This is a genomic window from Rodentibacter trehalosifermentans, from assembly GCF_002000545.1.
In the GTDB taxonomy this organism is placed as follows: domain Bacteria; phylum Pseudomonadota; class Gammaproteobacteria; order Enterobacterales; family Pasteurellaceae; genus Rodentibacter; species Rodentibacter trehalosifermentans.
Map to the genome: position 1 here is coordinate 1 of NZ_MLHL01000028.1, position 13,746 is coordinate 13,746.

The 13,746-nt window shown below is 41.9% G+C and carries 15 protein-coding genes; all 15 read left to right on the forward strand.

Translation table 11 applies throughout. The annotated features are described in order from the left end of the window. Window positions 1-124: 124 nt before the first annotated feature. The 15 genes from pyrR to BKK52_RS05825 all read left to right on the forward strand — a co-directional run bounded on the left by pyrR (window position 125) and on the right by BKK52_RS05825 (window position 13,727). Window positions 125-664 (forward strand): bifunctional pyr operon transcriptional regulator/uracil phosphoribosyltransferase PyrR, encoded by a 540-nt coding sequence (gene pyrR, locus BKK52_RS05755; RefSeq protein WP_077473709.1) that lies wholly within the window; start codon window positions 125-127, stop codon window positions 662-664. A 75-nt stretch (window positions 665-739) separates the two neighbouring features. Beyond that, on the forward strand, window positions 740-1,672 hold the full coding sequence (locus BKK52_RS05760; RefSeq protein WP_077478207.1) for a peptidylprolyl isomerase: 933 nt from the start codon (window positions 740-742) through the stop codon (window positions 1,670-1,672). A gap of 66 nt (window positions 1,673-1,738) precedes the next feature. Further along, window positions 1,739-2,785, forward strand: a complete 1,047-nt coding sequence (mltG, locus tag BKK52_RS05765) for an endolytic transglycosylase MltG (RefSeq protein ID WP_077473711.1) — start codon at window positions 1,739-1,741, stop codon at window positions 2,783-2,785. Between the two features lies 1 nt (window position 2,786). Next, window positions 2,787-3,419, forward strand: coding sequence for a dTMP kinase (tmk, locus tag BKK52_RS05770; protein ID WP_077473712.1), 633 nt, complete (start codon window positions 2,787-2,789; stop codon window positions 3,417-3,419). Further along, on the forward strand, window positions 3,416-4,399 hold the full coding sequence (locus BKK52_RS05775; RefSeq protein WP_077478208.1) for a DNA polymerase III subunit delta': 984 nt from the start codon (window positions 3,416-3,418) through the stop codon (window positions 4,397-4,399). Before tmk ends, BKK52_RS05775 begins: the two co-directional genes overlap by 4 nt. Before the next feature lie 14 nt (window positions 4,400-4,413). Continuing rightward, the gene (locus tag BKK52_RS05780; RefSeq protein WP_077419941.1) at window positions 4,414-5,196 is read left to right on the forward strand and encodes a YchF/TatD family DNA exonuclease; all 783 of its coding nucleotides are present in this window, start codon (window positions 4,414-4,416) and stop codon (window positions 5,194-5,196) included. Between the two features lie 28 nt (window positions 5,197-5,224). Further along, the gene (locus tag BKK52_RS05785) at window positions 5,225-5,749 is read left to right on the forward strand and encodes a DUF1523 family protein (RefSeq protein WP_077419940.1); all 525 of its coding nucleotides are present in this window, start codon (window positions 5,225-5,227) and stop codon (window positions 5,747-5,749) included. Window positions 5,750-5,919: 170 nt separating this feature from the next. Then, window positions 5,920-7,212: a polyamine export protein PaeA gene (paeA, locus tag BKK52_RS05790; RefSeq protein ID WP_077419939.1), complete on the forward strand. Its 1,293-nt coding sequence runs from the start codon at window positions 5,920-5,922 to the stop codon at window positions 7,210-7,212. A gap of 80 nt (window positions 7,213-7,292) precedes the next feature. Continuing rightward, entirely contained in the window at window positions 7,293-7,814 is a 522-nt protein-coding gene (locus tag BKK52_RS05795; RefSeq protein ID WP_077473713.1) for a hypothetical protein, read from the forward strand. Window positions 7,815-7,886: 72 nt separating this feature from the next. Further along, entirely contained in the window at window positions 7,887-9,410 is a 1,524-nt protein-coding gene (fruB, locus tag BKK52_RS05800) for a fused PTS fructose transporter subunit IIA/HPr protein (protein ID WP_077478210.1), read from the forward strand. A gap of 2 nt (window positions 9,411-9,412) precedes the next feature. Then, on the forward strand, window positions 9,413-10,354 hold the full coding sequence (gene fruK, locus BKK52_RS05805; protein WP_077478212.1) for a 1-phosphofructokinase: 942 nt from the start codon (window positions 9,413-9,415) through the stop codon (window positions 10,352-10,354). A 4-nt stretch (window positions 10,355-10,358) separates the two neighbouring features. Beyond that, window positions 10,359-12,029, forward strand: coding sequence for a fructose-specific PTS transporter subunit EIIC (locus tag BKK52_RS05810; RefSeq protein ID WP_077419935.1), 1,671 nt, complete (start codon window positions 10,359-10,361; stop codon window positions 12,027-12,029). 151 nt (window positions 12,030-12,180) lie between these two features. Then, window positions 12,181-12,438: an FAD assembly factor SdhE gene (locus BKK52_RS05815; protein ID WP_077419934.1), complete on the forward strand. Its 258-nt coding sequence runs from the start codon at window positions 12,181-12,183 to the stop codon at window positions 12,436-12,438. A gap of 109 nt (window positions 12,439-12,547) precedes the next feature. Next, entirely contained in the window at window positions 12,548-13,123 is a 576-nt protein-coding gene (rpoE, locus tag BKK52_RS05820) for an RNA polymerase sigma factor RpoE (protein WP_077419933.1), read from the forward strand. A gap of 19 nt (window positions 13,124-13,142) precedes the next feature. Then, window positions 13,143-13,727 carry a sigma-E factor negative regulatory protein gene (locus BKK52_RS05825; protein WP_077419932.1) on the forward strand — a complete coding sequence of 195 codons (585 nt, stop codon included), beginning with the start codon at window positions 13,143-13,145 and terminating at the stop codon, window positions 13,725-13,727. Window positions 13,728-13,746: the final 19 nt, after the last annotated feature.

The following is a 13,746-nucleotide window of genomic DNA, read 5'->3' on the forward strand; positions in this document are numbered from 1 at the left end:
CTTTTTGGGGTCAGATCATAAATTTAACCGCACTTTTTGTTTCTAGGCGCTTTCATAAACCGATTAAACTTCTGTTATTTTTGTGGTATTTTACGGGTCGTTTTGCCGTATATTTGGATGAATTATGGAAAAAATTATTATTGATGAAAACCAGTTTCATCGTACCATTTCTCGTATCTCCCATGAAATTATTGAAAAACACACAAGCTTAGATAATGTTGTGATGGTAGGCATTAAACGTCGTGGTGCAGAAATTGCTGATTTAATTAAAGGGAAAATTGCAGATTTAGTGAACATCACACTGCCTTCAATGGAATTGGATATCACCTTTTATCGTGATGATTTACAGCATATTGAGCCTGAAGATGGTATGCCTGTATATCGTGGTGCATCACAATATCTCAATATCAAAGATAAATCGGTGATTTTGGTAGATGATGTTTTGTTTACCGGGCGAACCATTCGTGCAGCGATGGATGCCCTTACGGATTTTGGGCGGGCAGCTAAAATTGAATTGGTGATTTTTGTTGACCGTGGGCATCGGGAACTACCTATTCGGGCAGATTATGTGGGTAAAAATTTGCCAACCAGCCGTGAAGAAAAAATTCAAGTTCGCACGCAAAAATATGATGGATGCAATGAAGTCGCCTTATTATCAAAATAATCCCAAGCTATTGTGAACCTTGTTTAAAATTGATACTCTAACGAAGGTTATTGACTTATTTGAAGAACCATAAAGATGAAAAAATTAGGATTAAAATCTTTTTTTATTACGCTATTAGGCGTATTCGCATTTTCCTCTATTCATGCTGCAGAACGGGTTGTTGCAACGGTCAATGGTGTGCCGGTATTGGAAAGCCAAGTGCGTTCAGCTATGGGGAAAAAGGGGAATTATCAAGCGGCTTTGGATAAAGTGATTGATGATATTTTAGTGCAAAAAGCCATTCAAGAATCCGGCATAAAAATTAATCCACGCGAGATTGATAGAATTGTGGAAGACATCGCCGCGAGAAATGGTTTAACTTACGGGCAATTTTTAGATGCACTGGATTATCAAGGTATTTCCCTTAAAGCCTTTAAACAACAAATTGCTAATCAAATGATGATGTCCGGGGTGCGTAATCATGCCATTAGTAACAGTATTCAAGTTACTCGTGAAGAAGTGGATGCCCTTGGTGAAAAAATGTTGAATGAAGCAAAAGCAAGTGGTACAGAGAAAAAAGTGACCGGTAAAGAATATGAAGTTCGCCACATCCTGTTAAAACTCAATCCATTGTTAAATGATGCACAAGCAAAAGCAGAGCTTAATCAAATTCGTTCGGATATTATCGCCGGTAAAATGAGCTTTGCTGATGCCGCATTAAAATATTCTAAAGATTATTTATCCGGCGCTAATGGCGGAAGTTTAGGCTATGTTTTCCCTGAAGCCTATGTAGGGCCTTTTGCAAAAGCGGTACAAACCACGAAACCGGGTGTGATTTCTGCGCCTTTTAAATCGGAGTTTGGTTGGCATATTTTAGAAGTAACCGGAACGCGTGATGGGGATCGTACAGAAGATGCCTACCGTCAAAAAGCCTACGAGAAAATTGTAAATAGCCAGTTACAAGATGCGACTAAAGATTGGGTAAAAGCCTTGCGTAAGACAGCAGATATCCAGTATTTTAATCAATAAATTCATATTTCGTATGAGAGGGGCGTTTTGCCCCTTTTATTGTTTTTATATTTAGTTTAATGAATGATGAAAAAATTTTTTATTTGCTTATTTATTGTTCTGCTGATTGCTATGGGGGGCGGATTTTGGGGCTACCAAAAACTCATGGCTTTTCAGCAAGAAAGCATCAATGCACAACCGGATCAGCTGCTGATTGTTGAGCGTGGTACAACAGGCAAAAAATTGGCCGCACTTTTTGAGCAAGAAAAATTGATCGATAATGCGCAACTTCTCCCCTATTTATTAAAATTAAAACCGGATCTTAATAAAATTAAAGCGGGGGTCTATTCTTTAAATGGCATTCACACTCTAGCTGATCTTTTAACGCTTCTTAATTCGGGAAAAGAGGTTCAATTTAATGTGCAATTTATTGAGGGAAAAACCTTTAAAGAATGGCGAAAAAACCTCGAAAATGCCCCACATTTAGTTCAAACATTAAAAGATAAGACGGATCAGGAAATTTTTAATTTACTTAATATTCCCCATTTTGTAAAAAATATTGAGCAATACCAAAATCTTGATGGTTGGTTATATCCGGATACCTATAATTACACCCCAAATTCAACGGATTTAGCGTTACTGCAACGTGCTGCCGAACGGTTGAAAAACGCGTTGGATAAAGCATGGAATGAACGTGATGAAAATCTTCCGTTAGCCAATCCTCACGAGATGTTAGTGTTGGCTTCTATTGTAGAAAAAGAAACAGGGATTGCTGCAGAACGGGCAAAAGTGGCCTCGGTATTTATTAATCGTCTTCATGCGAAAATGAAGTTACAAACCGATCCTACCGTTATTTATGGTATGGGGGAAGATTATCAGGGAAATATTCGCAAAAAAGATTTGGAAACCCCAACGCCTTATAATACCTATGTGATTGAAGGATTACCGCCAACCCCCATTGCAATGGTGAGTGAAAGTGCGTTACAAGCAGTCGCACATCCTGAAAAAACGGATTTTTATTATTTTGTGGCAGATGGCAGCGGTGGGCATAAATTCAGTCGTAATCTGAACGAACACAACAAAGCGGTGCAAGATTATTTGCGTTGGTATCGTAGCCAAAAGAATGGAAAATAAGATGAGCGGAAAGTTTATTGTCATTGAAGGGTTAGAAGGGGCAGGAAAAAGTACTGCCCATCAATCTGTGGTGAAGCTATTAAATGAATTGGGGATTTGTGATGTGCTGTTTACCCGTGAACCCGGAGGCACCCCTTTGGCGGAAAAATTACGTCAGCTGATAAAACACGAAACGGAAGAACCGGTCACCGATAAAGCGGAATTATTGATGCTTTATGCCGCTCGGATTCAATTAGTGGAAAATGTGATTAAACCGGCACTCAGTCAAGGAAAATGGGTAGTAGGCGATCGTCACGATATGTCATCACAGGCTTATCAAGGTGGGGGACGTCAGCTTGATCCGCATTTTATGAAAACCTTAAAAGAAACGGTTTTAGGGGATTTTGAGCCGGATCTCACCCTTTATTTAGATATTGATCCGAAAGTAGGGCTAGCCCGTGCCCGTGGGCGGGGTGAGTTAGATCGTATTGAACAAATGAACCTTGATTTTTTTCACCGTACCCGAGCACGTTATTTGGAATTAGTCAAAGATAATCCCAAAGCTGTCATTATTAACGCCGAACAAAGTATTGAACAAGTGCGGGCTGATATTGAAACGGCGGTGAAAAATTGGTGGAAACATATCGAAAAATGACCGCACTTTATCCTTGGCTTACGCCTCTTTATGCAAAAATAGCCCAAACTTTTTCACAAGGTTTGGGGCATCATGCCTTACTTATCAAATCTGATTCGGGGTTAGGTGTAGAGCGGCTCTTTGAAGCCCTTTCTCAGCGTATTATGTGCCTTTCGCCTCAACAGACATCACCTTGTGGGCACTGTCATGCTTGTCATTTAATGCAGGCGAACACTCACCCAGATTACCACGAATTAAGCCCGATAGAAGACAAGGATATCGGCGTGGATCAAGTGCGTGAAATTAATGAAATTGTGGCACAGCACGCCCAGCAAAACGGCAATAAAGCCATTTATGTGAAAGGGGCTGAACGCTTAACGGAGGCCGCCGCTAATGCCCTGCTTAAAACTTTGGAAGAGCCTCGCCCAAATACCTATTTTTTATTGCAAGCAGATAGCGCTGCAAGTTTGTTAGCAACAATTTACAGCCGTTGTCAGGTTTGGAATTTACCACTCCCCCCAAAGGAAATGGCACAGTCTTGGCTACAAACACAATGTGAGGCAGAAAAACAGGATATTTCTACTGCGCTTTCAATGGGGTTAGGCCGTCCCTTGTTGGCTTTAGCGGTATTACAGCAAGGGTTAATTGAACAGCGGAAAGATTTTCTCCGTCAGTTTTGGCGTTTTTACCGTCGACGCTCCCCTTTAGAGCTTCTTCCTTTGTTTGACAAAGAGCACTACCTCCGCCAACTGGATTGGATTTTAGCCTTTCTTGCCGATAGCCTAAAACATAAACTTGCTATTAATGGGCATCGCCAAGTGACGGACTTAATGCGTGGTGTTGAACAATTCAGTGATGAGCAAACGGCACTCGGTTTGTTGCAAGCGATTCAAATCATGCAAAAAGTGCGGTTAGATTTATGTTCAATTAATGGGGTGAATGTCGAATTAATACTGTTAGACGGTTTGACCAAACTTATCACAGAAGTTTTTGAAAAATAAGGAAATAATACGCTATGTTTATCGTTGATTCCCATTGTCATTTAGATGCTTTGGATTATGATAATTTGCACAAAAATATTGCCGATGTGGTGGAAAAAGCCTATGAGCGGGAGGTGAAACATCTGCTCGCCATTGGGGTCACATTAAGCCGATTTGAAAAAACCTATGAACAATTAAAAGAGTTTGACAATATCTCATTGGCCTGCGGTGTGCACCCCTTGGATTTTGAAGAAGAACCCTATGATAGTGAACGCTTGCTGCGTTTAGCGCAAGATAAAAAAGTCATCGCCATTGGTGAAATTGGCTTGGATTATTATTACAGTGCGGAGAATAAAGCGGCACAGCAAGCCATATTTGCCGATCAAATTCACATTGCCAACCAACTCAATAAACCGGTGATTATTCATACCCGATCAGCAGGCGATGATACGATTTCTTTGTTGCGTGAAAATCAAGCGGAAAACTGCGGTGGGGTGATCCATTGTTTTACCGAAACCTTAGATTTTGCGAAAAAAGCGTTAGATTTAGGGTTTTATATTTCTTGTTCCGGCATTATTACCTTTAAAAATGCCGAGGCTATTCGTGAAGCCATTCGTTATGTACCACTCGATCGCTTATTAGTGGAAACGGATTCGCCTTATCTTGCACCGGTGCCTTATCGGGGCAAAGAAAATCAACCGGCATACACAAGGGAAGTATGTGAATATGTGGCGGCGTTAAAAGGGCTGGCGGTGGAAGAGTTTGCCCAAATCACCACACAAAATTTCGAGCGTTTATTTAAAATTAATGTACAATAAATACACAATATTCAAGAGAGAAAGCCTAATGCGTAAATTTTTTAAATATTTTCTATTTTTAGTCGTCTTTGCTTTCCACGGTTTTATGTTTTCCGTGGTGAATTATGTTTTCCCCCATTATGATGTGACTCGCGTCACCGGCGTGGAAGTAAAACGTGTAGATAAAGACGGCCCGATTACCAAATCCAATCCGGCAGATGGCCCAACGCGCGATGTCTATTACATTAATACACAAAATGATGAAGGGAAAATTATGGTTTACCGCAACGAAGATACCCGTTGGGGCTTTCCTTTCTATTTTAAATTTGGTTCAGCCAATTTACAGGCACAAGCCCAAGCCATGGGAAATGAAAATAAACTGGTGCAAATCAAATACTATGGTTGGCGTCTGACCATGTTTGATGAGTTCCGTAATGCAGTTTCGGTGAAAGAAATTAGCGGAGATGTCACACCAAGCCACCCGATTTTATCTTGGGTGTTTTATGCCTTTTTACTGATAACATTATTCCTCTCCATTCAATTCATCCGAGGCTGGTTTGACAGCGAAAATTAAGGTTTTATTTCCTTAAAAGTGCGAAAAGTGCGGTCAAAAATAACGATTATTTTCAATAATAATGTAGGGACACACTGCGTGTGTCCATTATAAAATCAAATTATTTCAATATGTTATAAGTGGATACATATAATGTGTCCACGAAACCCCATCAAGTTTACGAGAATATTATGAGTTTATTTTCAGCGATTTTAGTCATAGTCGTGTTAATTATTATTAGTGCTATTGTTTCATCTGCGGAGATTTCCCTTGCCGGTGCCCGCCGTATCAAATTACAAAATATGGCCAATGAAGGGAACCATAAAGCCGCCCAAGTATTGAAATTACAAGAGCAACCGGGGCGTTTTATTACCGTGGTGCAAATTGGCTTAAATATGGTTGCCGTACTCGGTGGGATGATTGGCGAAGCCAACTTGAGTGTTCATTTACAGCATTTTTTAAGCGGATATTTTCAGGAAGCTTGGGTTGATTCTGCTGCCTCTTGGATGGCTTTTTTGCTTGTAACCTGCTCTTTTATTCTTTTGGCGGATTTAATGCCGAAACGCCTTGCATTGATTAATCCAGAAGCTGTCGCATTGCGTACTGTCGGCATTATGCAAGTGCTGATTTTTTTGCTAAAACCCATTGTTTGGGTATTTGATGGATTATCAAATTTACTTTTCAAGCTGTTTGGTGTGTCAACCTTGCGGGATGACAATATGACCCCAGAAGATATTGTAGCTGTTGTTGAGGCTGGAGCAGAAGCGGGGGTGCTGAAAACCCAACAGCATTATTTGATTGAAAATATTTTTGATATGCAGGAACGTACCGTTACCTCCACCATGACAACCCGTGAAAACATTGTGTATTTAGACCGCACTTTTAGCCGCCAAGAAGTCATGGATACCCTTTCTCGTGATTCCCACTCTAAAATCGTCATTTGTGATAATGGGTTGGATAAAATTTTAGGCTATGTGGAATCGCACACCTTGCTGACAATGTATTTGCAAAATACCGATGTGTCATTAACGGATCCCAAATTATTACGCAAATCCCTGTTTGTACCTGACACCCTTTCCCTTTATGAAGTGTTGGAACTGTTTAAATCGACCGGTGAAGATTTTGCTATTATCGTCAATGAATATGCTTTGGTGGTAGGCATTGTCACCCTTAATGATGTGATGAGTATTGTGATGGGGGAATTGGTTTCCAGTGAAGAAGAACAAATCGTCAGCCGTGATGAACATTCTTGGCTGATTGATGGGGCAACGCCCCTTGAAGATGTGATGCGGGCGTTGGATATTGAATCTTTCCCTGATGAAGAAAATTATGAAACCATTAGTGGATTTATGATGTATATGTTACGTAAAATCCCGAAAAAAACGGATTTTGTGAACTATGATAAATATAAATTTGAAGTGATTGACACGGAAAATTTTAAAATTGACCAAATTTTGGTGTCTTTAGTGAAAGAAAGTGAATAGCCAGGTGCTTTTCTTGCGTAATCCCCCATAGCCAGTATAATGGCGGCGATCAATTTCAGACCCTAATAAAAGGAATGATTATGTTAAAAAAAATCTCAATCTTGTTGTTTTCTATTATTTTAACCGCTTGTTCTTCCATAACGTCCTATATTCCTTTTATGGATAGTGATAAAAAAGTGATTAATTTGGATAAAGACAGAATTGATCAAAAATCTTATGCATCGGCTTATGAGGCAACGGTGGCGACTTATAAGGGTCGAGTGAATGAAAATTTCTATGTAGATAATTTTGCCAGTGGTGCAAATGATTGGTACTTGGGGCGTATTTTAGTGCCGATTAAGCAAATTCAAGACAAGCTTTATACCGGTGGGCACGATTCCGATGTGTATGCTTATTACAGTGGTGTATTACATGCCGAAGCATTACAGGCTAACTTTAATCGTCTAAGCCAAGATTGTTGGCAAAAATTAGATCCACCGAGTATCACCCAAGGGATTTATGATGCGATGCGTGATTTGAAAAAAGGCAAAGTCCGCAGTGAAGACGATGACTATATCGCAAAAGGGAGTGATACTCTGTTAAAGGTTTGTACAACCCGTTAAATCAATCAAACTGTTGATGGATTGTTTCATCAGCAGTTTTTCTTTTTCTAAATCTTAGACTAAGGAGTAAGAATGTTAGAACTTTCGGAAAGCAACATTCATTTGAATGCTTATGCTGAAACCAAACAGCAGGCAATTGAAATGGCAGCCGGTGCATTGGAAACCGCCGGCAACGTAGAATCGGGCTATTTACAAGGAATGTTGGCGCGTGAACAGCAAACCTCCACCTTTTTGGGGAACGGTATCGCCATTCCACACGGTACGTTGGAAACCCGTGATAAGGTGAAAAAAACCGGCGTGCAGGTACTCCAATTTCCAAAAGGCATTGAATGGGGTGAAGGCAATGTTGCCTATGTGGTGATTGGTATTGCAGCACGTTCTGATGAACATTTGGCGTTATTACGTCAATTAACCCACGTGCTTGGAGATGAAGACACCGCAGAAAAATTAGCTACACTTACTGATGTGGCAGAATTTCGTGCGATTTTAATGGGCGAAAGTACGGAAGATTTCACTATTCCTAAAGAAAATATTCGTTTGGATGTAGATACCTCAAGTTTGCTCACCTTAGTGGCAATAAATGCGGGACAATTACAGGCACAAAGTGCGGTGGAAAACCGCTTTGTTTCTGAAGTGATTGGCAATGCCGCCTTGCCGTTGGGTAAAGGATTGTGGGTAACGGATGCCGTGACCGGCAATGTGAAAAATGCCTTGGCGTTCAGCCGTGCCAAAACCATTTTTAATCATAATGGTAAACCGGTGAAAGGGGTGATTACTGTTTCTGCGGTTAATGATGTTATCAATCCGGTATTAACCCGTTTATTGGAAGAAAACGTGCAAACGGCATTGTTAAACGGAAATTCCAGTGAAATTTTGACCGCACTTTTAGGCGGTGAAGTTGCGGTTTCCGACAAAACGCAGGTGACACAAACGGCAAATGCTGTGGTGGGAACGTTTACTATTCGTAACGAACACGGCTTGCACGCCCGTCCGAGTGCCGTATTGGTGAATGAAGTGAAAAAATTCGCATCAAAAATTACCGTACAAAATATTACCCGTGGCAGTGAGACAGTGAGTGCGAAAAGCCTGATGAAAATTGTTGCACTCGGAGTGACACAAGGTCATCGCTTACGTTTTGTAGCGGAAGGGGAAGATGCCAAACAAGCCATTGAAAGCCTTGCTAAAGCCATTGCCGAAGGTTTAGGCGAAAATGTTTCTTCCGTGCCGCCGACAGAACCGGATACGATTGAAGTGATGGGCGACAAAACCCATACGCCGGAGACTGCGGAAGAGAGCGGTTTACCTTCCGATGCGATTGAGGCGGTATTTGTAATTCATAATGAACACGGCTTACACGCCCGTCCGAGTGCGGTGTTGGTCAATGAAGTGAAAAAATATAATGCCTCGGTTGCGGTGCAAAATTTGGATCGTGATTCTCAACTGGTCAGTGCGAAAAGTTTAATGAAAATTGTGGCGTTAGGCGTAGTGAAAGGTTCCCGATTACGCTTTGTAGCGACGGGTGAGCAAGCCAAAGAAGCCATTGAAGGCATCCGTGCTGCCATTGAATCCGGTCTTGGTGAAGGGAAAGGGGAATAATCATGGCAAAGGTAGCAACTATTACGCTCAATACCGCCTATGATTTGGTCGGCCGCTTATCACGCATAGAATTAGGCGAAGTCAATACCGTGGAAACCCTTGGGCTTTTCCCTGCGGGCAAAGGTATTAACGTGGCGAAAGTGCTGAAAGATTTAGGCATTGATGTTGCCGTGGGCGGATTCCTTGGTGAAGACAACGCCGGTGATTTTGAGCAAATGTTCAAAAAACAAGGCTTAGAAGATAAATTCCACCGAGTTGCCGGTAAAACCCGTATTAATGTCAAAATTACGGAGACCAAAGCAGATGTCACGGATCTCAATTTTCTGGGTTATGAAATCACCCCTCAGGCTTGGCAACAATTTGCCGCTGATTCTTTAGCCTATTGCTTGGATTACGATATTGTTGCTGTGTGCGGTAGCTTACCACGTGGTGTTACACCGGAATTGTTTGCCGACTGGTTAAATCAATTGCATCAAGAAGGCATAAAAGTAGTGTTAGATACGAGCAATGCCGCGCTGAATGCCGGTTTGAAAGCTCATCCTTGGTTGGTGAAACCGAATCATCGGGAATTGGAAAGTTGGATTGGGCATGTACTGAATACGGAAGAAGAGATTATCCGTGCTGCACAGCAGTTAAAAGCACAAGGTATTGAAAATGTGATCATTTCCATGGGAGCAGAGGGATCCTTATGGATTAATCACGAGGGGGTAATAAAAGCCCAACCGCCAAAATGTGAAAATGTCGTTAGCACTGTGGGTGCGGGTGATTCCATGGTGGCTGGGCTCATTTATGGCATTGAGAAAGGTTTATCAAAATCAGAAACCTTAGCCTTTGCCAGTGCGGTTTCCGCCTTTGCCGTATCGCAAAGTAATGTGGGGGTAAGCGATCCGACATTACTTGACCCAATTTTAAACCAAGTGAAGATTACAGAAATTAAAGGATAATAAAATGATGTTATTTTTAGCCCAATCAAATCACCTGGGCAATGCCAAAAACTATTTATTACACGAAGTACTTCGTGTTGCGGCACAGAAAGCGAATGTGTCTTTAGCGGAAAATGCCGCTGAGGCTGATGTGGTTTTGGTTGTGGGAAATCAATTACCCAACAACGCCGCTTTTGTGGGGAAAAAAGTCTATTTGGTGAGCGAAGATGCGGTGATGAATGCACCGGAAGCCACCCTTGAAAAGGCACAGATCAGTGCAACAGACTATGTTGTACCTGAAAGTGCGGTGAATTTCGGTGGTGTTTCCAATGTGAGAAATATTGTTGCCGTGACCGCTTGCCCAACAGGTGTGGCGCATACTTTTATGTCCGCAGAAGCCATTGAAGCCTATGCCAAAAAGCAAGGCTGGAATGTGAAAGTGGAAACCCGGGGGCAGGTGGGTGCCGGTAATGAGATCACCGCAGAAGAAGTGGCGGCGGCAGATTTGGTTTTTGTGGCGGCGGATATTGATGTGCCGTTGGATAAATTCAAAGGTAAACCGATGTATCGCACTTCCACCGGGCTTGCTTTGAAGAAAACCGCACAGGAATTTGATAAAGCCTTCAAAGAAGCCAAAATTTTTGAAGGCGGTAATGCTAAAACGGCAAATGCTGAGGAAAGCGGCGAGAAAAAAGGCATTTACAAACATTTGATGACCGGCGTATCCCATATGTTGCCATTAGTGGTGGCAGGGGGATTATTAATCGCCATTTCATTTATGTTCGGGATTGAAGCCTTTAAAGACGAAACCATTTTCCACGGCTTACCAAAAGCCTTGATGGATATTGGCGGTGGTGCAGCCTTCCATTTAATGATTGCGGTATTTGCCAGTTATGTCGCCTTTTCCATTGCTGATCGCCCGGGGCTTGCAGTGGGGTTAATTGGCGGTATGCTTGCCACCACTGCCGGTGCCGGGATTTTAGGCGGTATCGTTGCAGGTTTCCTTGCCGGTTATGTGGTGAAAGGGCTAAATTTTGCTATTAGATTACCGGCAAGTTTAACTTCCCTAAAACCGATTTTAATTTTACCGCTGTTAGGCTCATTGATTGTGGGCTTGGCGATGATTTATGTGATTAATCCCCCTGTTTCGCAGGTGATGAATGCGTTGAGCGAATGGTTAAAATCCATGGGTGAGGTGAATGCCATTGTATTAGGAACGCTCATTGGTGCGATGATGTGTATTGATATGGGCGGTCCGGTAAACAAAGCAGCTTATACTTTCTCGGTGGGGATGATTGCCTCACAGGTTTACACCCCGATGGCGGCAGCGATGGCGGCAGGTATGGTGCCACCTATTGGTATGGCGATAGCCACTTGGATTGCCCGTAATAAATTTACCGCTAACCAACGGGATGCGGGCAAAGCCTCTTTTGTATTAGGGCTTTGTTTTATTTCTGAAGGGGCATTGCCTTTTGTTGCAGCCGATCCTATTCGTGTGATTGTCAGTTCTGTGATAGGTGGGGCAACGGCTGGGGCGATTTCCATGGCATCAGATATCACATTACAAGCACCGCACGGTGGTTTATTTGTGATCCCATTTGTTTCTGAACCACTGCGTTATTTAGCGGCAATTGCTGCCGGTGCATTAGTAACCGGTGTGATTTATGCGCTGATTAAACCGAAAACAACGGAATAATCAACTTAAAGTGCGGTTGGTTTTTCAGGTATTTTCAGCATTATGTTGTAAATTCACACAATAAAAAATGTAGGGGCACACTACGTGTGTCCCTACTGTTTCAAAGCCCAAAATCGTTGAAAAATTTGACCGCTCTTTTAATGAGGAAAAAATGGAAAAATATAACAAACTTCGTATCGAATGGGATTGTCGCCGGGGAATGTTGGAATTGGATAATATCATTATGCCGTTTTACAAACAGCATTTTGATCAGCTTAGTGATAATCAAAAAGATCAGTTTATTCGTTTACTTGCCTGCACAGATTTGCAACTTTTCTCTTGGTTTTTTAACCGAGGCAAGGCTGAGGATGCCGAATTGCAAAAAATGGTGGAATATATCCAGACGATACAAAAAATGCCCACCGTTTAAATTTATTTTTTAACCTTTGAACTTTTTAAACTCGCTTATGTCAGAAAAAGCAAGTGAGAGCTTGATGTCTTGAATATTAAGGCGTGTTAGACATAGTATTAGGAGAAATATGGCTGAACAGCTAACGGATCAAGCTTTGGTAGAAAGGGTACAGCAAGGCGATAAAAAAGCCTTTAATTTGTTGGTTTCGCGTTATCAAAATAAAGTGGCGGGGTTGCTTACCCGTTATGTGCCGCGTAATGACATTCCTGATGTTGTGCAGGAATCCTTTATAAAAGCCTATCGTTCCATTGAATCTTTCCGAGGCGATAGTGCGTTCTACACTTGGCTATATCGAATTGCCGTGAATACGGCGAAAAATTATTTAACGGCGCAGGGGCGTCGTCCACCGAGCGAAGATATTTTGGCAGAAGATGCAGAAAGCTATGATGTGGGAACCCATCTCCGTGATGTGGATACCCCGGAAAACGAAATGTTGTCCGGTGAGTTGGAAAAAATCGTATTTGATACGATTCATAATATGCCGGAAGAACTCAAAACGGCGATTACACTTCGTGAATTGGAAGGTTTAAGCTACGAAGATATCGCACAAATTATGGATTGTCCCGTAGGCACTGTGCGTTCTCGAATTTTCCGTGCGCGTGAAATTATCGAAAACAAAATACAACCGCTTATGCAACGTTAGAATAAAGTTGGAGTTTAATATGCAAAAAGAGCAACTTTCAGCCTATATGGATGGCGAGCAAATCGATGGCTTGTTTACAAAAAAATTGTGTAATGATGAATCTTTGTGCCAATCTTGGGCTGCTTATCATATGGCAAGGGCAGTCATTCGGAAAGAAAGTGCGGTTATTTTAGGGGCGGATTTTACGGCGAAGATGGCGGAGCTAATTGAAAATGAAACTATTGAAAAGGTAACAATCACTGAATCTCAACCAACCGTTGAAGAGGTGAAAAACTTGCCGTTTATGCGTAAATTTAAATCTTTCTTCGCGCCGGTCGCACAAATAGCCGTGGCGGCAGGCGTATGCTTGGTGGCAGTCCTTGGCGTTCAATCCTTTAATGCGAAAACCGATGTGAACAACGCACCGGAAACACCGGTTTTGCAAACGCTACCTTTCAATAATTCCGTCCAAGAAGTCAGCTATAATGCACCGACTAAAGATGTTGCAAAAGCCGATCAAATGGAACAAAAAAATCGTCGTATTGGGGCAATGTTGCAAAACTACGAATTGCAACGCCGTATGCATGCCGATTCACTAAGTATCGGTAATAATCAGGTAAAATAATCCTTGAATAAACGTAAAA